This is a genomic window from Bradyrhizobium sp. Pha-3, assembly GCF_042258615.1.
Lineage (GTDB): Bacteria > Pseudomonadota > Alphaproteobacteria > Rhizobiales > Xanthobacteraceae > Bradyrhizobium.
Window position 1 is genome coordinate 7018018 of the sequence record NZ_CP170152.1, and the last position, 20756, is coordinate 7038773.

17 protein-coding genes are annotated in these 20756 nt (G+C 65.2%); 6 read left to right on the plus strand and 11 right to left on the minus strand.

Going from position 1 to position 20756, the window contains the following annotated elements:
- Nucleotides 1–115: 115 nt before the first annotated feature.
- A complete protein-coding gene (locus ACE10Z_RS32950) occupies nucleotides 116–1396 on the minus strand; it encodes an amidohydrolase family protein (protein WP_375784512.1) in 1281 nt (426 codons plus the stop codon).
- Nucleotides 1397–1627: 231 nt separating this feature from the next.
- On the opposite strand from ACE10Z_RS32950, the gene ACE10Z_RS32955 reads away from it, so the two are divergent.
- Nucleotides 1628–1843: a hypothetical protein gene (locus ACE10Z_RS32955; protein ID WP_375784513.1), complete on the plus strand. Its 216-nt coding sequence runs from the start codon at nucleotides 1628–1630 to the stop codon at nucleotides 1841–1843.
- Nucleotides 1844–1935: 92 nt separating this feature from the next.
- Here ACE10Z_RS32955 and ACE10Z_RS32960 read toward each other — a convergent pair whose 3' ends face one another.
- The 4 genes from ACE10Z_RS32960 to ACE10Z_RS32975 form a co-directional block, all read right to left on the minus strand.
- Nucleotides 1936–2754 (minus strand): aldo/keto reductase, encoded by an 819-nt coding sequence (locus tag ACE10Z_RS32960; RefSeq protein WP_375784514.1) that lies wholly within the window; start codon nucleotides 2752–2754, stop codon nucleotides 1936–1938.
- Between the two features lie 219 nt (nucleotides 2755–2973).
- On the minus strand, nucleotides 2974–4554 hold the full coding sequence (locus tag ACE10Z_RS32965) for an alkaline phosphatase D family protein (RefSeq protein WP_375784515.1): 1581 nt from the start codon (nucleotides 4552–4554) through the stop codon (nucleotides 2974–2976).
- 318 nt (nucleotides 4555–4872) lie between these two features.
- On the minus strand, nucleotides 4873–5319 hold the full coding sequence (locus tag ACE10Z_RS32970) for a hypothetical protein (RefSeq protein WP_375784516.1): 447 nt from the start codon (nucleotides 5317–5319) through the stop codon (nucleotides 4873–4875).
- 179 nt (nucleotides 5320–5498) lie between these two features.
- Nucleotides 5499–8972, minus strand: a complete 3474-nt coding sequence (locus ACE10Z_RS32975; protein ID WP_375784517.1) for an indolepyruvate ferredoxin oxidoreductase family protein — start codon at nucleotides 8970–8972, stop codon at nucleotides 5499–5501.
- A gap of 240 nt (nucleotides 8973–9212) precedes the next feature.
- Here ACE10Z_RS32975 and ACE10Z_RS32980 point away from each other — a divergent pair, with 240 nt between their 5' ends.
- From ACE10Z_RS32980 to ACE10Z_RS32995, 4 genes are all read left to right on the plus strand, one after another.
- Complete coding sequence (locus tag ACE10Z_RS32980) at nucleotides 9213–10163, plus strand: hypothetical protein (RefSeq protein WP_375784518.1); 951 nt, start codon at nucleotides 9213–9215, stop codon at nucleotides 10161–10163.
- 47 nt (nucleotides 10164–10210) lie between these two features.
- Entirely contained in the window at nucleotides 10211–10765 is a 555-nt protein-coding gene (locus ACE10Z_RS32985; RefSeq protein WP_375784519.1) for a carboxymuconolactone decarboxylase family protein, read from the plus strand.
- A gap of 1 nt (nucleotide 10766) precedes the next feature.
- Entirely contained in the window at nucleotides 10767–11567 is an 801-nt protein-coding gene (locus ACE10Z_RS32990) for an SDR family NAD(P)-dependent oxidoreductase (protein ID WP_375784520.1), read from the plus strand.
- 287 nt (nucleotides 11568–11854) lie between these two features.
- The gene (locus ACE10Z_RS32995; protein ID WP_028334528.1) at nucleotides 11855–12073 is read left to right on the plus strand and encodes a hypothetical protein; all 219 of its coding nucleotides are present in this window, start codon (nucleotides 11855–11857) and stop codon (nucleotides 12071–12073) included.
- Between the two features lie 135 nt (nucleotides 12074–12208).
- Here the strand turns inward: ACE10Z_RS32995 and ACE10Z_RS33000 are convergent, their stop codons facing one another.
- Both ACE10Z_RS33000 and ACE10Z_RS33005 read right to left on the minus strand, forming a co-directional pair.
- Complete coding sequence (locus tag ACE10Z_RS33000) at nucleotides 12209–15391, minus strand: efflux RND transporter permease subunit (RefSeq protein WP_375784521.1); 3183 nt, start codon at nucleotides 15389–15391, stop codon at nucleotides 12209–12211.
- A gap of 23 nt (nucleotides 15392–15414) precedes the next feature.
- A complete protein-coding gene (locus ACE10Z_RS33005) occupies nucleotides 15415–16659 on the minus strand; it encodes an efflux RND transporter periplasmic adaptor subunit (protein ID WP_375784522.1) in 1245 nt (414 codons plus the stop codon).
- A gap of 204 nt (nucleotides 16660–16863) precedes the next feature.
- Between ACE10Z_RS33005 and ACE10Z_RS33010 the strand changes: the two genes are divergently transcribed.
- A complete protein-coding gene (locus ACE10Z_RS33010) occupies nucleotides 16864–17463 on the plus strand; it encodes a TetR/AcrR family transcriptional regulator (protein WP_375784523.1) in 600 nt (199 codons plus the stop codon).
- A gap of 181 nt (nucleotides 17464–17644) precedes the next feature.
- On the opposite strand, the gene ACE10Z_RS33015 is transcribed toward ACE10Z_RS33010, so the two are convergent.
- From ACE10Z_RS33015 to phnL, 4 genes are read right to left on the minus strand one after another with little or no spacing between them, the layout of a single operon-like run.
- Nucleotides 17645–18256 (minus strand): pyridoxamine 5'-phosphate oxidase family protein, encoded by a 612-nt coding sequence (locus ACE10Z_RS33015; protein ID WP_375784524.1) that lies wholly within the window; start codon nucleotides 18254–18256, stop codon nucleotides 17645–17647.
- A gap of 35 nt (nucleotides 18257–18291) precedes the next feature.
- Nucleotides 18292–18888, minus strand: a complete 597-nt coding sequence (gene phnN / locus ACE10Z_RS33020; RefSeq protein WP_375784525.1) for a phosphonate metabolism protein/1,5-bisphosphokinase (PRPP-forming) PhnN — start codon at nucleotides 18886–18888, stop codon at nucleotides 18292–18294.
- On the minus strand, nucleotides 18885–20039 hold the full coding sequence (locus ACE10Z_RS33025; protein ID WP_375784526.1) for an alpha-D-ribose 1-methylphosphonate 5-triphosphate diphosphatase: 1155 nt from the start codon (nucleotides 20037–20039) through the stop codon (nucleotides 18885–18887). Before ACE10Z_RS33025 ends, phnN begins: the two co-directional genes overlap by 4 nt.
- Before the next feature lie 13 nt (nucleotides 20040–20052).
- A complete protein-coding gene (gene phnL / locus ACE10Z_RS33030; protein ID WP_375784527.1) occupies nucleotides 20053–20751 on the minus strand; it encodes a phosphonate C-P lyase system protein PhnL in 699 nt (232 codons plus the stop codon).
- Nucleotides 20752–20756: the final 5 nt, after the last annotated feature.

The window sequence follows — 20756 nt, forward strand, 5'->3', positions numbered from 1 at the left end:
GTATCGTCAGATACAATCCGGGTGAGGGGTTACGCTCTCTCGTGGGACCTGCACCCCTCACCCGGCGCTGCGCGCCGACCTCTCCCCGGTGGGGAGAGGTGATCGTGAGACTGAGTCACCTCACCGAAAACGGCGCCTGATACGGCCGGCCGAACGGCACGCCGTTGACCACGGTCTGCACCGGCTTCAGCTGCAGATTGCCGTCGCGCTTGTTGTTGCGGGTGTCGACGAAGGAGACCGGGCCTTCGATGAGGTCCATGATCGCGACGTCGCCGGGCGCGCCGCGCTGCAGCGTGCCGATCTTCGGGGTGCGGTTGATGATGCGCGCCGGCACGGAAGTCGCCATCGCCACCACCTGATCCAGCGAGGAGCCCATCGCCAGGAACTTGCTCATCACGTTGGGCAGGAACGGGATGCCGGGCGAATTGCCCGAGAAGACGTGGATGTCGGAGGAGATCGTATCGGGCGTGCAGCCGGCGGGGATGGCGATCTCGGCCACCGTGAAATCGAAGCTGCCGCCGCCATGGCCGACATCGAACAGCACCCCGCGCTGCTTGGCCGCGAGCGCCGCCGGCAGCAGCTTGCCGTCCTGCACGATGTTGGTGAAGGCGCCGGACATGTTCGGCGCGCCGGAATAGGCATGGGTGAGGATATCGCCCGGCCTCAGCAGATCGAGGATGTCGGACATCAACTCCCTGGTCTCGACGCCGCCGATATGCACCATCATCCGCGCCGGCCAGCCGCACATCTCGCAGGCCTGGATGCCACGCTTCAGCGGCTCGATGCCATGCTTGAAGATGACGTTCTCCGACATCCGCACCTTGACCCCGATCAGGAAATCAGGGTTCTCGGCGAGCGCCATGGCGCAGGCTTCGACCTGCGCATTGTCGATGTTGTAGAGCTCGGCCACCGGGAAGGCCGACAGGCCGTTGTTGGCGATATGGACGAAGGCGTAGATCCGGGACCGCGACTGCGCCACGATGAAGCGGCGCAGCGCCGCGAGATTGTTGACGCCGGCATCGCCGGCCGAGACCACGGTCGTGGTGCCCTGGAATTGCACCAGCTCGTCGGCGGGAATGCCGATCGCCGATCCATAGGGATAGACGTGGCAGTGCAGATCGACGAGCCCCGGCATCACGAGCTTACCCGACGCGTCGATGGTCTTGACGGCGCGCGCGGCCGGGATCTCGTCCTCGATCGCCTCGATCAGGCCCCAGCGGATGCCGATGTCGCGCTTGCCGCGCAGCGATTGGCTGGGATCGATCACGTCGCCGCTCTTGATCACAAGGTCGAACTTGTCGTCCGGCCCCATCGCCGCAGCGGCCGGCCCTGCGATGACAGCAGCAGCGGCCGATCCTGTACCTTTCAAAAAGTCCCGGCGTGAAAAATCACCCACGGCAACGTCCCCCCGAACATTGATTTTATGGCGTGATGATGCGTCGGACGCCGGGGTTAGGCAAGACCACCGAAAGAGGCGTTAGCGCTCACGCGTCGGTTGTGCAGCGAACGCGCGGCGAGCGTTGCGCTGGCGCAGTTGCTGAACAGGCGTTCAGAAAACTCCCCCGGTTCCTGAGGAACGTTTCGTTGCTCGCACGGTTTCCTCCACGCATCATTTGAGGAGGATGAGATGAAGAAGTTTGGTTTTGTTCTTGCCGCGATTGGCGCGCTTGCAGTGGCCGTTCCGTCGATCGCGAGCGCCGAGACCGTCGTGATCAAGCGCGGCCATCATCACTGGGATCGTGGCTGGGGCTCGCGGGCCGAGATGCGCCATGACCGTGGTTGGCATCGCGGCTGGCATCACGACCACGACCGCGCCATGGTCATCAGGCGGGATCGCTATTAAGCGCCGGCAGATACGATAGACCGACACAACGGAAAATGGCTCCTCGCGGAGCCATTTTCTCGTTCTCCGTCCTGATCAGGAGCTCGCAGGACTCAGTCCCACGCCGGAGCAAAACCCGGATTCACACAGCGCATGTCCTTGCGCAGCGCGGCGATCGCCTTGCGGTCATCGTCGTCGAGCTTGACTTTCAGCGCGTCGAGATTGGCCTTTTGACTTTCAGCGCGCGAGGCTTTCGGGATCGCCGCAACGCCATCCTGGTCGAGCAGCCATTTCAGCGCCACCTGCGCGGCCGTCGCATCATGCTTGCTGCCGATTTTCGCCAGCGTCGCGTCGGTCGCGAAACGGCCCTGCGCCAGCGGGCAATAGGCCACCAGCGGGATCGATTTCGCGGCGAGAAATTTCCGCACCGGCGTCTGGTCGAGCATCACGTGATATTCGATCTGGTTGCAGGCGATAGGCGCCTTGATATCCTCGACCACAGTCTTGAGCAGCGCGGTGGTGAAATTGGCGACGCCGATCGCGCGGGTGTGGCCTTCCTCCTTCAGCTGCATCAGCGTCTCGAACACAGCCGGCAGCTTCATGCTCCGCGACGGCCAGTGCACCAGATAGAGGTCGACGTGATCGAGCCGCAGCTTCTTCAGGCTGGTGTCGAACGCCTTCCGAATCGCATCCGGCGCCAGGTTCTCGTGCCAGACCTTTGTGGTCACATGCAGGTCCTTGCGCGCAACCTTCGCGTCCGCGATCGCGGCCCCGATCGCCTCCTCATTGCCGTACATCTCGGCGGTGTCGATATGCCGGTAGCCGAGCCCGAGCGCGCTCTCGACCGCCGCGCGGCAGGCGTCGCCCTGCATGCGGAAGGTGCCGAGCCCGAGCTGCGGCAGGCTGATGCCCTGTGTCTGCAGATTGTCCATGGATAGCTCCTGACACGTGGAACGCCGAATGTCATCGACGACGTCACGCCAGTAAATCGGCTGTAGGGAATGAAATTGGCAGAACTGCCAACAAGCAGTCTGCCCGCAAACCGACCCTTCGGGCAAGGCGTCGGCAATCAAGATGTCGCGACGAATCCTGGCTTGACGCATTTTCTTCACGCCAACCGGAACCCCACTTCGCTCGAAAACGCTATGGGTTTAGATGTGCTGCGCCATGATCTGGCCGGGCCGCGCATCCGGCCGCGGCTCGATGTCGACCGACCAGAGATCGTGGTTGTCGACGTCCTTCAGTGTCACCGTCATCACGCCGGTCCTGCCATCGATGTCGACGCGGCCGAAGAATTGCAGGCCGAAGCAGGGCGCGAGATTGTCGCCCTGCTCGGCCGAGCAGCCCTTCTGGTACATCGCCTTCGGGCCAAAAGTGTTGTCGAGCTCGCCCGGCGACCACGTGCCGGCATGCAGCGGACCGGAGACGAATTCCCAGAACGGCTCGAACTCCTGGAACACCGCGCGGTTCGGATCATAGTGATGCGCGGCGGTGTAGTGCATGTCGGCGGTGAGCCACACCGTGTTGCGAACGCCGGCCCGCTTCATGAAGGACAAGAGATCGGCAATCTCGTGCTCGCGCCGCTCCGGCGGCCCGTCGCCGAGCGCGACCGCATCCAGGCTGACGAGCCCGATCGGCAGATCCGCGGCGATCACCTTCCAGACGGCATCCGACGCCACCAGCCCCCGCTTCAACCAGGCGAGCTGGCTCTCGCCAAGGATGAACGCCTGGTCCGGATCGCCCTGCTTGTTCCAGCTGGAATCGCGATAGGAGCGCATGTCGATGATGAAGACGTCGAGCAGCGGCCCGTAGGGGATCTTGCGATAGACCCGGCCGTCGCGCTCCGGCATCAGCCGCATCGGCATGAATTCGTGGAAGGCGCGGCGCGCCCGCGCCACCAGGCGCGAGGTGCCGTCCGTATCGTAGCCGGTCGCGTCCGCGGTGCCGAGCGGCGACCAGTCGTCGGCCACCTCGTGGTCGTCCCACTGCGCGAAGACAGGCACCTCGGCGTGGAAGGCGCGGAAATTCTCGTCGAGCCAGTTGTATTTGTAGTTGCCGCGAAACTCGCCGAGACTGTGCGCAACGACCGATTTCTCCTCGGTGACGATGTTGCGCCAGACCTCGCCGTTCGGCAGCGCCTGCTCCGGCGGTACCGTGCAATCGGCATAGATGTGATCGCCGGAATGGATGAAGAAATCCGGGCGCTCGTTCAGCATGGTGCGGTAGCTGCGCAGGCCGCCGCGCGCGGGGTCGATGCCCCAGCCCTGCCCCACCACGTCACCGGACCAGACGAACGAGACCGAGCGGCGGTCGGCCGGCGCGGTGCGGAAATGCCCAATGCGGCTTTCGCCGGCGATGCCGTCGCGATCCTCGAAGCGGATTCGGTAGAACAGGTCCTGTCCCGGCGGCAGGCCATCGAGCAGCAGTTTGGCGGTGAAGTCGCGCTCGGGCAGCGCATCGGCGGACGCGCTGCGCAGGATGGTGGCAAAGCTTTCGACCGCGGCGCATTCGATCTGCATCCGCGCGGCGCGATCGGCGCGGGCCCAGATCACAGCGGAATCGCTGGCGACGTCGCCGGACTGGATGCCCGCGATCGCGGGACGATCCGCGGCGCGGCTCAGATAGGGCTTTGCCAGCGCGCCCAATCCTGCCAGCGCGGCCGTCGATGCCGAGCGCACCAGAAGCTGACGCCTCGTGAGGCCTCGCCCCCTCGCGGAGATCGCTGTCGGCATCGAATAACCTTCGTCGAATCGCAACGAAGGTTTTGCCTGCGCTGTTTGACTCCGCCCTTACGGTTTCTTGACTCTGTGCCGACGGTTTTGCGACGGCGGGATGACTCGGGGGAGATCGAGATCGGAACGGTGGCGTCAGGCGCCGGGCACTCAAACGCCAAACCCGCCATCCTGAGGAGGCGCGTAGCGCCGTCTCGAAGGATCGACGGCCCGGCTGCTAGATCAGGGCCGTGCATCCTTCGAGACGCGCGCAAGAGCGCGCTCCTCAGGATGACGGGTTGGTTCTCCGCGCGCATGAAAGAGCAAGAAGCGCCGCAGTCACCGCTGCCAGTTGCAGATGCCGCCGGTGCGGCACGGCCAGGTCTGGATCCTGGTGTCGCGGGCTTCCGCATCGAGCGGGTTCGAGTGCCGCCGCGCGAGCTTGGCCCGGGCGGGAACGTGCGCCGCTGCGCGCTTGCGCTCGTGCGGCGCCGCCTCACGCGGTTCCGTCACCCTGCTTGTGCGCACGGCCTTCTGCGGCTCGACCTTCGGCTGATCGACCCCCGGCTCGACATTGGCGTGCTGATCCGGGCTGCGATCGGTCTTCGCCTCGACCGGAACCGGCTGGAACTGCGCCGGCGGGCCAAGCGGTTTCGGCGACAGCACGGCCTGCGAGAGGTCGAGGCTGAAGAACTCGCTCGGGCGGTAGTCGTCGGCAAACGCCACGCCACCCAACGCCAGGCACGCGGAGCAAACAGTTGCAACAAAAGCGTTTTTCAGGACCATCAAAGGGCCTCCTGAAATCACTCGAACAGAACAGCCGTTATGTAGGGGCCCGGCCGCGCGAATCCAGCCGCGGCTCGCGGGCAGGGTTACCGGTCAACCAAGGCGGCCGTGGAAAGTTCCGCCGCTCACCCGCCTGGAGCCCCCGTTCCAATGGGATCGGAACGGGGAAGCGCTCTGGCCTACTCGGCCGCCTGCGCCAGCGGCTGGCCGATCGCGCGCTCCAGCCGCGCACATTCGGTGCGGTAACGGGCGACGTTGCCTTCCTTGATGTGGCCATAGCCGCGCACGAGGTCGGCTGCCTTGGCCAGCGCCACAAGGCGCGGCAGGTCGAGCGGCTTGTTGCCGTCGAGGTGACGCAGGATCATCGCGGAGTAATCCAATGGCAGCGCGCGCTCCATCTTGCGCTCGGCGGTGTAGCCGAAGATGTCGAACGCGGTACCGCGCAGGCCCTTCAGCCCCGCCAGCAGGCCGAACGCCTTGAAGATCCACGGCCCGAATTCGCGCTTCTGCAAACGTCCGGTGACGGGATCGCGCTGCGCCAGCAGCGGCGGCGCCAGCAGGACCTTCAAGCCGGAATTGCCCTCGAACTGCTCTCTCAACGCCTTGCTGAACTCGCCGTCCGAATAGAGCCGCGCGACCTCGTATTCGTCCTTGTAGGCCATCAGCTTGAACAGGCCGTTTGCAAAGGCCTCGGTCAGGTCCTGCGAGCCCGGCGCTGCCGCGGCTTCGGCGGAGCGGACGCGCGCGACGTCGTCGAGATAGCGCTTGGCGTAGGCCGCGTCCTGATAGTCGGTGAGGAACTTGGCGCGGAACGCGATCGCCTCGTCGAGCGTCTTCTTGGCCGGCGCGGCGCCTGCGCTCTTGAAGCGGGCGGCGCTGACCACGCGCTGCAGATCGTGCGCGGCAAGCCGGCCCCACGAGAATGCGGTCTTGTTCATCTCGATCGCAGCGCCGTTGAGCTCGATCGCCTTCAGGATGGCCTCGAGCGACAGCGGGATTGCGCCGCGCTGGAACGCGAAGCCCAGCATGAAGGCGTTGGTCGCAATGCTGTCGCCCATCAGCGCGGTGGCAAGCCCGGTGGCATCGAGGATGTCGAGATCATCAGGTCTCACCGCGCCATTCAGCGCGTCGCGCATCGAGCTGGCCTCGAAATCGATATCGGGATCGATCACGAAGCTCGCGGTCGGCAGCAGGTCGGCGTTGACGACGGCGCGGGTGACGCCGCGCTCGGCGCGGCTCAGCGCCGGCACGCTGGTCGCGACGACGAGGTCGCAGCCGAGGATCAGATTGGCATTGCCCGGCGCGATGCGGACTGTGGTCAGCATGTCGGACGCGGGCGCGAGCCGGACATGACTCATGACCGCGCCGTTCTTCTGCGACAGGCCGGTGAAGTCGAGCGTCGAGCAGGCGAGCCCCTCGACATGCGCGGCCATGCCGAGCAGCGCGCCGATGGTGATGACGCCGGTGCCGCCGATGCCGGTGATCAGGATGTTGTAGGGAGCGCTCAGCGCCGCGGCTGGCGGCGGTGGCAGGTCGGCGAACAGCGCCTTGGGATCGGCGGCGGTGCGGTCGGCCTTGCGCAGCTTGAGATCCTGCACCATCACGAAGCTCGGGCAGAAGCCCTCGATGCAGGAGAAATCCTTGTTGCAGTTCGACTGGTCGATGCGGCGCTTGCGGCCGAGTTCGGTCTCCAGCGGCTGCACCGAGACGCAGTTCGACGCAACCGAGCAGTCGCCGCAGCCTTCGCAGACGCGCTCGTTGATGAAGACGCGCTTGGCCGGATCGGGAAACAGCCCGCGCTTGCGGCGACGACGCTTCTCGGCAGCACAGGTCTGGTCGTAGATCAGGACGGTGAGGCCCTCGATCTCGCGCAAGGTGCGCTGCACGGCGTCGAGCTCGCGGCGATGATGGATGGTGGCGCCGGACGGGAAATAGTTGGCGGGATATTTGTCGGGATCGTCGGAGACGATCGCAAGCCGTTTTGTTCCTTCCGCCGCGACCTGGTGCGCGATCTGCGACACTGTGAAGCCGCCTTCGGCCGGCTGGCCGCCGGTCATCGCGACCGCGTCGTTGTAGAGGATCTTGTAGGTGATGTTGACGCCGGCCGCGGCCGCCGCGCGCAGCGCCAGCAAGCCGGAATGCGTGTAGGTACCGTCACCGAGATTCTGGAACACGTGCTGTTCGCTGGTGAACGGCGCCTGCCCGATCCAGCTCACGCCCTCTGCACCCATATGCGAGATGGTCTGGGTGTTGCGGTTCGGCACCGACAGCGCCATGCCGTGACAGCCGATGCCGGCCATGGCGCGGCTGCCTTCGGGGATCTTGGTCGAGGAGTTGTGCGGGCAGCCCGAGCAGAAATACGGCGTACGCTGCAGCTTCGCGGTGCCCGTGCCCTCGGCCGGGCGATCGAACGCCTCGAGTTTTGCCAGACGTTGCTCCAACAGCGGGCTGTGGTGGCCGAGCTGGCGCAGACGCGCCACTACGGCCGCTGCGACCATGGTGGGCGTCAGCTCGCCTTCGCTCGGCAGCAAGGGCGCACCGCTCTCGTCGCGCTTGCCGACCACCGAGGGGCGCTTCGAGGCGTCCATGTTGTAGAGGATGCGGACCAGCTGGTCCTCGATGAAGCCGCGCTTCTCCTCGACGACCAGCACGTCCTGCAGGCCTTCGGCGAAGTCCCGCGCGCCGCGCGCTTCGAGCGGCCAGGTCAGCGCCACCTTGTAGATGCGCAGGCCCAGCGCCTGCGCATCGGCGTCGGTGATGCCGAGATCGGCGAGCGCCTGGCGCAGATCGAGATAGGCCTTGCCGGTCGCCATGATGCCGAGCCGCGCCGGCTTGGAATCCAGCACGACGCGGTCGAACCGGTTGGCGCGGGCGAAGGCCGCGACCGCCTCCATCTTGGGCCCGTGCAGCCTGCGCTCCGCCTCCAGCGGCGGATCCGGCCAGCGGATCGAGAGCCCGCCGGGCGGCATCTCGAAATCGTCCGGCATGATGGTCTTGATGCGATCGGGATCGCTGACGATCGAGGCCGAACTCTCGACCGTCTCGGAGATCGCCTTGAAGCCGACCCAGCAGCCGGAATAGCGCGACAGCGCAAAGCCGAGGATGCCGAGGTCGAGATAATCCTGCAGCGTCGCCGGATTGACCACCGGCATCAGCGCCGAGGCGAACACCTGCTCGCTCTGGTGCGCGAGCGTGGAGGACTGGCAGCCATGGTCGTCGCCGGCGAGCGCGATCACGCCGCCATTTGGCGAGGTGCCGGCGGAATTGGCATGCTTGAGCGCATCGAGCGAACGGTCGACGCCCGGACCTTTGCCGTACCAGATGCCGAACACGCCATCGACCTTGGCGCCGGGGAACATGCCGACCTGCTGGCTGCCCCACACCGCGGTCGCCGCCAGATCCTCGTTGAGGCCGGGAACGAAGGCGATGTCGTGTTCTCTAAGGAACGATTTCGCCCGCCACAGCGCGTGGTCGTACATGCCGAGCGGCGAGCCGCGGTAACCGGAGATGAAACCCGCGGTGTTCAGCCCGTGCGCGCGGTCGCGTTCGCGCTGCAACATGGGCAATCGGACCAGAGCCTGGGTACCGGAGAGGAAGATTCGTTTCGTATCCAACCGGTACTTGTCGTCCAGTCCAACTTCCATCAACGCCATCAGTTTCAGGCTCCCCGCCGATCAGGTCACGCCGGTCCGAACCGGTCTCATTATCCTGCGCGTGATCATGCATCAGCATGGACTGATTTTGCTATGCATGAACAGCCCCGTTCCATGGCCGCAGCACATATCTCATGTTGCGGATGCGAGGCCTTGTGGCTCTGCGAGGCCTTGTTTGCTCTGCGAGGCTTGCAGACCCCCGGCATCTTTGAAACGGTGGCGCGCAAAGGGAGACCAAGGATGATTAAAGTCGAATCCGCATTCACGACGGAAATCGTGGAGAACGGCAATCTGCTGGTGGGTCCCTGGCGCAGCCCGAAGCAGATGCTTCAGGCCCAGACCTACGACTCCCACGCTTCGATCCACGACGATGCAACCGCGCAGAAGCTCGGCTTCCGCGGCGGCACGATCGAGGGACCGACCCATTTCAGCCAGTTCGCGCCGCTGTGCGAGCGGATCTGGGGCCGCGCCTGGTTCATGACCGGGTGCCTGTCCGCGCACTACCGCAATCCGGTGTTCGAAGGCGAGGAGGTGCAGGCCCAGATCGAGAAGCCGAAGCCGGGCCAGACCGTTTGCACCATCGGGATGATCAAGCGCGACGGCACCGAGATCCTGCGCGGCACCGCCTCGATCGACGGTGACGGCAGCGAAACCGCGCTCTCCCACCGGCTCGGCGAATTGAAGCCTCTGGCCGATCCCGTGATCCTCGCCGACATCAAGGTCGGCATGAAGACGCCGCGGCAGCCGATCAGGATGGATTTCGACCAGAACATGGGCGATCTCTATCCGTTCTCGCTGGCCGACAAGCTCAAGGTGATCACCGAGCCCTCGGACTATTATTCGCTGGAGTACAATCCCTGGGGCCGCGCAATCATCCCGATGGAGATGCTGAGCGTGCTGTTCCAGTACCGCGCGCGCGAGGCCCGGCTACCGGTCCGTGGTCCGGCCGTCGGGCTGTTCGCCGATCAGGAGATCCGGCTGGTGCGCGGGCCGCTGTTTCCGGGCGAGACCTATTGGGTCGAGCGCGAGGTCGTCGCGCTCTCGGGCAGCAAGCGCACCGAGAGCATGTGGGTGCGCTCGAGCGTGTTCGATGCCGACAACGCCGTGGTCGCCACCATGCTGCTCAACGGCGCCAGCATGAAGGATTCCTACGCCAACTACGAGCGCGAGCACAAAGCCCTCTACGGCTGAAGCAACAGCCGCCTGTTCCGCAAGCCGCCGAACCAAGGACAACAACAATGGCCCGCCTGCCCTATCTCGAAGCCGACCAGGTCGCCCCCGAATATCGCGACATGCTCAAGCGCAACACCAATTTGCACAAGCTTCTGGTCAACTCGCCGGACATGGCGCGCGCCTTCAACGGCATCGGCGGCTACATCCGCTTCAAGAGCAAGCTCGACCCGCGGCTGCGCGAGCTCGCAATCCTGCAGGTCGGCTGGCTCGAGAAGTCGGAATACGAGTTCACCCACCACGTGAAGATCGGCAAGGAGTTCGGCGTCACCGACGAGGACATCCAGGGCTTGATCGCGGAGACCGAGGGCAAGCCGTCGAAGCTCGAGCCGCTGGCGAAGGCGATCCTCAGAGGTGCCCGCGAGATGGTGCGCGAGCTCGCAATGTCGGAGGCGACCTTCGCCGAGATCAAGCGAGAGCTGACCGACGAGCACATGACCGACCTGGTGCTGACCATCGCCTTCTACTGCGCCGTGGTGCGCGTGCTCGCCACCATGCAGATCGACAACGAGCCAAGCTACAAAGAGGTACTGCAGCAGTACCCGATCCCGGGAGTGAAGTGACATGCGCCTGCAAGATCGCGTTGCCATCGTCGTTGGCGCCGGCCAGAGCCCCGGCGAAGGCATCGGTAACGGCCGCGCCACCGCGCTGACCTTCGCGCGCGAAGGCGCCAAGGTGCTGTGCGTCGATCACAATCTGGCATCGGCGCAGGAGACCGTCGACCTGATCGCGGCCAACGGGGGCACTTCGGTTGCCTTCAAGGCCGACGTCACCAAAAACGCCGACATCAAGGCGATGGTGGCGGATGCGCATGGCCGCTGGGGCAGCGTCGATATCCTGCACAACAATGTCGGTGTCAGCCTCTCCGGCGGCGATGCCGAGCTGCTCGACATCACCGAGGAGGCATTCGACCGCTGCGTCGCGATCAACCTGAAGAGCTGCATCCTGGCCGCCAAGCACGTGATCCCGATCATGCGCCAGCAGCAGCGCGGCTCGATCATCAACATCTCGTCGATGGCCGCGATCACAACCTATCCTTATGTCGCCTACAAGGCGACCAAATCGGCCATGATCGCCTTCACCGAACAGCTCGCCTACCAGAATGCGCAATATGGCATTCGCGCCAACGTGATCCTGCCGGGGTTGATGAACACGCCGATGGCGGTGGACACGCGCGCACGCGAATTCAAGAAGAGCCGCGCCGAGGTCGAGGCGGAGCGCGACAGCAAGGTGCCGCTGCGTCACCAGATGGGCACCGGCTGGGACGTCGCCAATGCCGCGCTGTTTCTCGCCTCGGATGAGGCCAATTTCGTCACCGGTGTGACGTTGCCGGTCGATGGCGGCGCCAGCGTGCGGCGCGGTTAATGGATAGTGAGGAACCTGGCCGGTTAATCCTCGCGATTAGCCCGGTTAATCGAGACGATTAACCCGGTTAATCCTCGCGATTAACCTGTGTGACGGTGTGCGGTTAATCTCTGTGACAACATCACGCGTTGTTGCGCCGCAATGATTCGAAAAAATTGAAGTATTCCAATGACACGGCGATGTGACGGCGTGTCCACATAAATCGAAATCCTGACTCGTTGTGGTCGCACGAAATTCATCTGCGCTCTGTATCTCGCACCCCAAGAACTTCTGGAGTGCCTGGACCAATGAGCGAAGAATTCGAACTCAGACCCGATCAGTGGGATGCGCTGAAAGCGTTGCGGGCTCCCGCAGCGAACCCTTCACGGCTGAACCGGTTCGCCGTCGAGAGCCTGATCACGCTCGGTTATGTCGCCGTGCGCGGCGATTCGTTTGAACTGACGCCCGCGGGCCGCAAGGTGCTGGTCCGCGGTTCGTCACTTCTGCTGCTCGATATCGCAGCCTGATTCCCTTCAAACTGACACGAGCGAGAGCTTCGGTTTTGATTCGATCAAAACCGAAGCTCTCATTTCTTGCTTTGACGCGTTTTCTTCACGCGAACCGGTATCCACTTCGCTCGAAAACGCTCTGCACAACCGGTATCATGCCGCGTGTGCCTTTCCGGGAATGGTCGCCTCGCCGTGCTGCGTCAGCGGCTTCATGCCGGTGACAGTGCGCAGCAGCACATAGAACACCGGCGTCAGGAACAGGCCGAACACGGTGACGCCGATCATGCCGGAGAACACCGCGACGCCCATCGCGCGCCGCATCTCCGAGCCCGCGCCGGTCGACAGCACCAGCGGCAGCACGCCCATGATGAACGCCATCGACGTCATCAGGATCGGCCGCAGCCGCAGCCGGCTGGCCTCGATCGCGGCACGGATCGGCGAGCGCCCGGCGAATTCGAGCTCGCGCGCGAATTCGACGATCAGGATGGCGTTCTTGGCCGACAATCCGACCAGCACGATCAGGCCGATCTGGGTGAAGACGTTGTTGTCGCCCTTCGACAGCCAGACACCGAACATCGCAGCCAAGAGGCCCATCGGCACGATCATGATGATCGAGAGCGGCAGCGCCAGGCTCTCATAGAGCGCGGCGAGCACCAGGAACACCAACAGGATCGCGAGCGGAAACACCCAGATTCCGGAGTTGCCGGCGATGAACTCCTGATAGGTCAGGTCGGTCCATTCGAAGGCAAAGCCCGGCGGCAGCGTTTCGGCCGCAATCCGCGTTGCCGCCTCTTGCGCCTGGCCGGACGAAAAGCCCGGCGCCGCAGCGGCGTTGATGTCTGACGACAGGAAGCCGTTGTAGCGGATCGCTCGCTCCGGACCCGCGCTCTGGCGGACCTTCAACAGCGCCGACAACGGCACCATGTCACCGGACGACGAGCGGACCTTCAACTGCCTGATGTCGTCGGCACGCGCACGGAACGGCGCGTCCGCCTGCACATAGACCGAATAGGTGCGGCCGAATTTGTTGAAGTCGTTGACATAGTAGGAGCCGAGATAGATCTGCAGCGTGTTGAAGACCTCCGTGACCGGCACGCCGAGCTGCAACGCCTTGGTGCGATCGATGTCGGCGAACAGCTGCGGCACGTTGACCTGGAAGCTCGAGAACACGCCGGCGATCTCCGGCGCCTTCTGCATCGCCGTCATGAACGCCTTGGTCGCGTCGTTCAGCGCCTCATAGCCGAGGCCGGCGCGATCCTCGATCTGCAGCTTGAAGCCGCCGATGGTGCCGAGGCCGTTGACCGGCGGCGGCGGGAACATCGCGATGAAGGCATCCTGGATGCCGGCATATTTCTTGTTCAGCGCTGCCGCGATCGCCGGACCGCTCAGCGACGGATCCTTGCGCTCGTCGAACGGCTTCAGGGTCGAGAACACGATGCCGGCGTTGGAGGAGTTGGTGAAGCCGGAGATCGACAGGCCGGGAAATGCCACCGAGCTCTCGACACCCGGCTGGGTCAGCGCGATGTCGCTCATCTTGCGGATCACTTCCTCGGTGCGGTCCAGCGTGGCGCCGTCAGGCAGCCGGGCAAATCCGACCAGATACTGCTTATCCTGCCCCGGCACGAAGCCGCTCGGCACCTGCTTGAACAGCACGCCGGTCAAGCCGATCAGCAGCACGTAGAGGCCGATCACCACGGCCTTGCCGTAGATCACCTTGGTGACGGTACGGCCGTAGTTCTCGGACGACTTGGTGAAGACCTTGTTGAAGCCGCGGAAGAACCAGCCCAGCGACTTCTCCATGCCGCGGGTCAGCCAATCCTTCGGCTCGTCATGCCCCTTCAGCAGCAGCGCCGACAGCGCCGGCGACAGCGTCAGCGAGTTGATCGCCGAGATCACGGTCGAGATCGCAATCGTCAGCGCGAACTGCTTGTAGAACTGCCCGGTCAGGCCGGAGATGAAGGCCAGCGGCACGAACACCGCGATCAGCACCAGCGCGATCGCGATGATCGGGCCGGACACCTCGCGCATCGCCTGGTTGGTGGCATCGCGCGGCGACAGGCCGGATTCGATGTTGCGCTCGACGTTCTCGACCACGACGATGGCGTCGTCGACCACGATGCCGATCGCGAGCACCAGGCCGAACAGGCTGAGCGCGTTGATCGAGAAGCCGAACACATGCATCACCGCGAAGGTGCCGACGATCGACACCGGAACCGCGATCAATGGAATGATCGAGGCTCGCCAGGTCTGCAGGAACAGGATCACGACCAGCACGACGAGCGCGATCGCCTCGAGCAGCGTATGGATGACGGCCTCGATCGACGACCGCACGAATTGCGTCGGATCGTAGACGATCTGGTACGTCACCCCTTCCGGCATGTTCTTCTTGATCTCGGCCATCGTCGCGCGGACGTGGTCGGAGATCTCCAGCGCGTTCGAACCCGGCGCCTGGAAGATCGGGATCGCGACCGCCTGCTTGTTGTCGAGCAGCGAGCGCAGGCCGTATTCGGAGGCGCCGAGCTCGATCCGGGCGACGTCGCGCAGCCGTACCACCTCGCCGGCCGAGCCGGTCTTCACCACGATGTCGCCGAACTGCTCCTCGGTCGACAGCCGTCCCTCGGCGTTGACGGAGAGCTGGAGGTCGAGGCCCTTGACGCTGGGCGAGGAGCCGACAACGCCGGCGGCAGCCTCGACGTTCTGCGCCTGGATTGCGCGAACGACGTCGCTTGCGGTCAGCGCATGTTCGGCGGCCTTCTGCGGATCGACCCAGACCCGCATCGAATAGTCGCCGGCGCCATAGAGCTGGACGTCGCCGACGCCGTCGATCCGCGCCAGCCGGTCCTTGACGTTGAGCACTGCGTAGTTGCGCAGATACGTCATGTCGTAGCGGTTGTTCGGCGACAGCAGATGCACGACCATGGTGAGGTCGGGCGAGCTCTTCTTGGTGATGATGCCGAGCTGGCGCACCACGGCCGGCAGGCGCGGCTCGGCCTGCTGCACGCGGTTCTGCACCAGCTGGGTCGCCTTGTCGGGGTCGGTGCCGAGCCGGAACGTCACCGTCAGCGTCATCGCGCCGTCGGTGGTCGCCTGGCTCGACATATAGAGCATGCCCTCAACGCCGTTGATCTGCTCCTCGATCGGCGTCGCCACCGTCTCGGCGATCACCTTCGGATTGGCGCCGGGATAGGTCGCGCGTACCACGACCGACGGCGGCACCACGTCGGGGTATTCCGAGATCGGCATCGCCACCAGCGAGATCAGGCCGGCCAGGAAGATCAGGATCGATAGCACGCCGGCGAAGATCGGCCGGTCGATGAAGAATTTTGAGAGATTCATGGCTCCGCCCCCGCGTGCAGCGCCTAGCGCTGCACGACGTGCTGGTTGGTTTCAGTGGATGCCTGTTGCATGCCGCGCGCGCCCATCTCGGCGACTTCCATCTTCAGAAGTGCGCCGGGACGCACGCGCTGCAGGCCGTTGACGACGATGCGGTCGCCGGATTTCAGGCCGGCGGTGACGATCCGCAGGCCATCGACCGCGCCGCCGAGCGTGACGGAGCGGTACACGGCACGGCTGTCGTCGCCGACCAGCATGACGAACTTCTTGTCCTGGTCGGTGCCGACCGCGCGCTCGTCGACCAGCACCAGCGTCTGCTGCTGGGGCTGGCCCATGCGCACGCGGGCGAACTGGCCCGGGATCAGCCGGCCGTCTTCGTTCTTGAACACGGCGCGGACGCGGATGGTGCCGCTCTGCCCGTTGACCTGGTTGTCGATCAGCTGGATGTGCCCTTTGGCGCTGAGGCCGCCCGACGTCACCATGTCGACGGGGATCTGATCGAGGTTGCCGCGCTTGCCGGACGCGTCCGCGATCGAGTTCAGCGCACGCAGCACGACCTCCTCATCGGCATCGAAGCTCGCATAGATCGGATTGACCGAGACCAGCGAGGTCAGGACCGGCGACGAGGTGCCTGCCGCGACGAGATTGCCGACGGTGACCTCGATCCGTCCGACCCGGCCGTCGACCGGTGCGCGGACCTCGGTGTAGTCGAGATTGAGCTTTGCGGTCTGCAACGCGGCTTCGGCGGCCTTGACGTTGGCGATCGCCTCGCGATTGGTGTTGTCGCGCTGGTCGAAATCGCGCTTGGTGACGATGTTGTTGCCGACCAGTTGCGCGCCGCGCTCGACCTCGTTTGCGGCAAACACCGCGCGGGCCTTGGCCGCCTCGAGCTGGGCCTGGGCCCGGTCGACCTCGGCCGCGTAAGGCGCGGGGTCGATCTTGAACAGGATGTCGCCGGACTTCACCAGCGCGCCCTCGGTGAAGTTGGTCGAAAGGATCGCGCCCGCCACCCGCGGCCGCAGCTGGACGCGGTCGACGGCTTCGAGCCGGCCCGAGAAGTCATCGAACAGGGTGGTCGGCCGCGGCTGCACCACGGCGACGGTCACAGGGACCGCCGGTTCGGGCGCGGCGGCGGTAGCGGTCGCCTGCGCAGCATGGAAATAGTGGCCGGTCGCGATTGAACCGGCCAGGCCGAGGGCGCCAAGGATCACGACACCGCCGACGACGCGTCGGAAACGGCCGGAACGAGGATTTTGGGTTGACGAGGGCATTCACGCGCTCCAGAGATCTGTAGTGTTCGCTACAGATGTGGAGCTGGACGCCGGTTCGCAAGATACTTATGTATCGAGCACTATGAATTTATTATCTCATTCGTGGGGAAATGGGAAGACGCGGAAAAACATCACGTGCAACAAGAGGATAAGCTAGGGACAAGCCGTCACAGAAACGGCACCCGGCTTACGGAGTAACTGGAAATGGGAATGGGACGCCCCCGCGCTTTCGACGCCGATGCCGCTTTGGACCGGGCCATGGACGTATTCTGGCGCCACGGTTACGAGGGCACCACGATCGCGCAGCTCACCGAGGCGATGAGCATCAATCCGCCCAGCCTCTACGCCGCCTTCGGCAGCAAGGAAGGCCTGCTGAAGGCCGCGCTCGACCGCTATACCGAAAAGCGCGACGCCTGGATGGAAAAGGTTGTGGGCGCCTCGACCGCGCGCGAGGTGGCCGAACGATTCCTGATGGAGCACGCGGACGCCCAGACCGATCCCGCCAACCCGCCCGGTTGCCTGCTGGTCCAGGGCGGCCTTGCCTGCGGCACCGGCTCGGAAAATGTTCCATTCGAACTGGCGGCGCGCCGCACCCGCACCGAAGACCAGTTGCGCGAACGCTTTGTCCGCGCCAAGGCCGAACGGGACCTCGGCGAAAACGTCGATCCGGCCATGCTTGCCCGCTATCTCTCCGCGGTCACATCGGGCATGTGCGTGATGGCCTCCTCGGGTGCGAACCGCGAGACACTGCGCGAGATCGCAGCGGTGTCGCTGAAGGCGTTCGAGGAGCAGACGAAGGCCTAGCCATACGAATCGGCGAAGCCGTCGAAAGTCACCTCGCCCCGCTTGCGGGGAGAGGTCGAATTCGAGCGCAGCTCGAATTCGGGTGAGGGGGAGCTGCCGCGTGCACAACTGTCACCATCATCGTGGGACGACCCCTCACCCCAACCCTCTCCCGCAAGAGCGGGGCGAGGGAGAAGAGGCCTCACCACATCGTCTGTCGCGCGCGCTCCGGCCATTCGCGATCGTATGTCTCGCCGCCGACGGTGTGCTCGCTCATCTCGGTGAGGATCTGGCCCGGCGTCGGCAGGGCCTTCGGATCGACCTGCTTGTCCGGATTCCAGAGGTCGGAGCGCACGATCGCGCGGGCGCACTGGAAATAGATCTCGTCCACATTCATCACGATGACCGTCCGCGGCGCCTTGCCTTCCATCTTGAAAGAGGCGAGCAGCCCCGGCTCGGCCGTGACATAGGCGCGGCCGTTGACGCGCAGCGTGCTGCCCGAGCCCGGGATCAGGAACAGCAGCCCGACGCGAGGATCGCGCACGATGTTGCGCAGCGAATCGCAGCGATTGTTGCCGCGGCGATCCGGCATCATCAACGTCTTCGCATCATGGATGCGCACGAAGCCCGGCAGGTCGCCGCGTGGCGAGCAATCGAGCCCCTCGGGCCCCGAGGTCGCAAGCGACACGAATGGCGACTTCTCGATGAGCACACGATAGAGCGGCGTCACGTGATCGGCGACCTTCACGGTCGACGCGTCGTTCGGGAAGCCGTAGATCGCCTCAAGCTGCTCGATCGTAGAGATCACCGACATTCGTGCTGTTCTCCTTTGTGGCTACTCGTCTCTTGCTATTCGTCCCAGCGCTCGCCCTTGATGATGCGGACAAGCTGTCGCGCGTGATAGTCGGCGGTGCCGGAATTGACGATGGTGAAATCAGGCGTCGACGTGCTCTCGTCGACGGTGCGGGCCAGCCGCTGCGCGAGCAGGCCGTCGCTGCTGCGTGCCCGCGCAGCCAGCCGCGCCGCCAGCACATCCGGCGGCGCCGTGATCGACACCACGATGGCATTGGCATACTTGCGGCGTGCCGCCGCGATCACCGTGCGCGAGACATTCGCGATCACGGTGCGCCCGGCGCGGATCTCATCGTTGATCGCCCGCGACAGCGCATAGCGATGGCCATGCGCTTCCCAGTGCATGGCGTAGTCGCCGGCGGCGACCGCGCGCTGGAAGGTTTCCGCGCTCACCTCTTCATTGTCTTCCGACGCCGAGGCCTGGCGGGTGATCAGGCGGCGGGGAAACACGATGTCACGGTCATCGGCGCAGGCCGCCTTCGCCAGTGCCAGCAACGTGTCCTTGCCGGCACCGCTCGGGCCGACCACCAGGATCAACCGGCCGGGACCGATCGTGCCGGCGTGCTGCGCGGCGACGGCAGGGACATCGCTCATGCGACCCTGGCTCCTTCGCGCCAGACGCTGCGCACGACAGGCAGATCGCGCGCGACGTGGACGCGGATCAGATCGGCGCGCCTGCCGACGGCGATCTCGCCGCGATCGGTGAGCCCGACCGCTTCGGCCGGCGTTTTGGTCACGGTGCGCACGGCGGCGGCAAGATCGATCGCCGGCACATGCCGCGGCAGTTGCAGCGCCGCCATCAGCAGGCTGGAGGGGATGTAGTCCGACGACAGGATATCGAGCATGCCCTCATTGGCGAGATCGACGGCGGCGATATTGCCGGAGTGCGAGCCACCGCGCACCACGTTCGGCGCGCCCATCAGGATGTCGATGCCGGCGGCGTGCAGCCCGCGCGCCGCTTCCATCGTGGTCGGGAACTCCGCGACCGCGACCTTGTCGTTGACGGCATCGACCACGTTCTCATCCGTGGTGTCGTCGTGGCTCGCCAGCGGAATCCTGTACTGATGCGCCAGCGCGACGATCGCGCGGGTGTTCGCCACCGCATAGTCCTTCTGATAGGCGAAGCGGCGCGCAAACAGCACGTCGAGCTGGGCGTCGGTCATGCCGCCGCCCTTGCCGCGGTAGTAATCGCGCAGCTTGACCTCGTCGCGGAACTGGCGCTGGCCCGGCGTATGGTCCATCAGCGACATCAGCCGCACATCCGGCCGGTCGATCAGCTCCTTGGCCTCGGCGACGACATCGGGCATCGGCACTTCGCAGCGCAGATGCAGGAAGTGATCGGCGCGCAGCAGGTCCTCCTCGCGCGCGGCCGAGATCGCCGCCGCCAGCACGCCGGCGCGGCCGTCGACATCCTCGGCGCCGTCCTCGCGCCAGACCCGCAGCGAATCCAGCACCGTGGTGATGCCTGAGGTCGCGAGCTGCCCGTCATAGGAGATCACGGCGGCGACCGGATTCCAGAACACCTTCGGCCGCGGCACGTAGTGCATTTCGAGATGGTCGGTGTGCAGCTCGATCAGCCCGGGCATCAGCAGATCGCCGCCGGCGTCCTCCGCTGCCTCGGGCGCCCTGCCCTCGCCGAATTCGGCGATCTTGCCATCAGCGATCGCAACCCAGCCCTGCTCGATCACGCGATCGGCGAGGACCAGCCGGGCGTTGCCGACGATGGTGTCTTGCTTGGCGGTCATTTCAATCGGTCCTTCAGGCAGCAGCGGCGAACGAGGTCACATCGACGATACGGTCGGCAATCAGATGGCGGATTTCGTCGTCATGGACAATCGCGACCATCGCGACGCCCTTGGTCTTTTTCTCCGCAATCAGCTCGACCACCACTGCGCGATTCGCCGCATCGAGCGAAGCGGTCGGCTCGTCCAGCAGCAGGATCGGCAGGTCCGAGATGAAGCCGCGCGCGATGTTGACCCGCTGCTGCTCGCCGCCGGAGAAGGTCGAGGGCGGCAACGTCCACAGCCGCTCCGGGATGTTGAGGCGGCGCAGCAGGCGCCCGGCGCGTTCGCGGGCTTCCTCGCGCGCCACGCCGTTGGCGATCAAAGGCTCGGCGACGACGTCGATGGTCGCCACCCGCGGCACCGCGCGCAGGAACTGGCTGACATAGCCGATGGTCGAGCGGCGGATGCTCAGCACCTGGCGCGGCTCGGCGGTCGCGAGGTCAACAACCTTGCCGCGATGGCGGATGCCGATCCGGCCGCTGTCGCAGCGATAGTTGCCGAAGATCATCTTCAGGATCGAGGATTTACCGGCGCCCGACGGGCCCGACAGCACCACGCACTCGCCGGGATCGGCGTGGAACGAGACGCCGCGCACCACGGGCAGCTCGACGCCGCCTTGCAGATGCATGGTGAAGGTCTTCTCGGCGTTGGCAAGTTCGATCATCGCGGTCATTGGCA

Excerpts from the sequence above, each read along its gene's own strand:
- ACE10Z_RS32955 (WP_375784513.1), top strand. The coding sequence starts at position 1,628 with ATGAAGAAGTTTGGTTTTGTTCTTGCCGCGATTGGCGCGCTTGCAGTG.
- ACE10Z_RS33015 (WP_375784524.1), bottom strand. The coding sequence starts at position 18,256 with ATGTCGGTGATCTCTACGATCGAGCAGCTTGAGGCGATCTACGGCTTC.
- ACE10Z_RS32995 (WP_028334528.1), top strand. The coding sequence starts at position 11,855 with ATGAGCGAAGAATTCGAACTCAGACCCGATCAGTGGGATGCGCTGAAA.
- ACE10Z_RS32960 (WP_375784514.1), bottom strand. The coding sequence starts at position 2,754 with ATGGACAATCTGCAGACACAGGGCATCAGCCTGCCGCAGCTCGGGCTC.
- ACE10Z_RS32975 (WP_375784517.1), bottom strand. The coding sequence starts at position 8,972 with ATGGCGTTGATGGAAGTTGGACTGGACGACAAGTACCGGTTGGATACG.
- ACE10Z_RS33010 (WP_375784523.1), top strand. The coding sequence starts at position 16,864 with ATGGGAATGGGACGCCCCCGCGCTTTCGACGCCGATGCCGCTTTGGAC.
- ACE10Z_RS32980 (WP_375784518.1), top strand. The coding sequence starts at position 9,213 with ATGATTAAAGTCGAATCCGCATTCACGACGGAAATCGTGGAGAACGGC.
- ACE10Z_RS32965 (WP_375784515.1), bottom strand. The coding sequence starts at position 4,554 with ATGCCGACAGCGATCTCCGCGAGGGGGCGAGGCCTCACGAGGCGTCAG.
- phnL (WP_375784527.1), bottom strand. The coding sequence starts at position 20,751 with ATGACCGCGATGATCGAACTTGCCAACGCCGAGAAGACCTTCACCATG.
- ACE10Z_RS32985 (WP_375784519.1), top strand. The coding sequence starts at position 10,211 with ATGGCCCGCCTGCCCTATCTCGAAGCCGACCAGGTCGCCCCCGAATAT.
- phnN (WP_375784525.1), bottom strand. The coding sequence starts at position 18,888 with ATGAGCGATGTCCCTGCCGTCGCCGCGCAGCACGCCGGCACGATCGGT.
- ACE10Z_RS33000 (WP_375784521.1), bottom strand. The coding sequence starts at position 15,391 with ATGAATCTCTCAAAATTCTTCATCGACCGGCCGATCTTCGCCGGCGTG.
- ACE10Z_RS32990 (WP_375784520.1), top strand. The coding sequence starts at position 10,767 with ATGCGCCTGCAAGATCGCGTTGCCATCGTCGTTGGCGCCGGCCAGAGC.
- ACE10Z_RS32970 (WP_375784516.1), bottom strand. The coding sequence starts at position 5,319 with ATGGTCCTGAAAAACGCTTTTGTTGCAACTGTTTGCTCCGCGTGCCTG.
- ACE10Z_RS33005 (WP_375784522.1), bottom strand. The coding sequence starts at position 16,659 with ATGCCCTCGTCAACCCAAAATCCTCGTTCCGGCCGTTTCCGACGCGTC.
- ACE10Z_RS33025 (WP_375784526.1), bottom strand. The coding sequence starts at position 20,039 with ATGACCGCCAAGCAAGACACCATCGTCGGCAACGCCCGGCTGGTCCTC.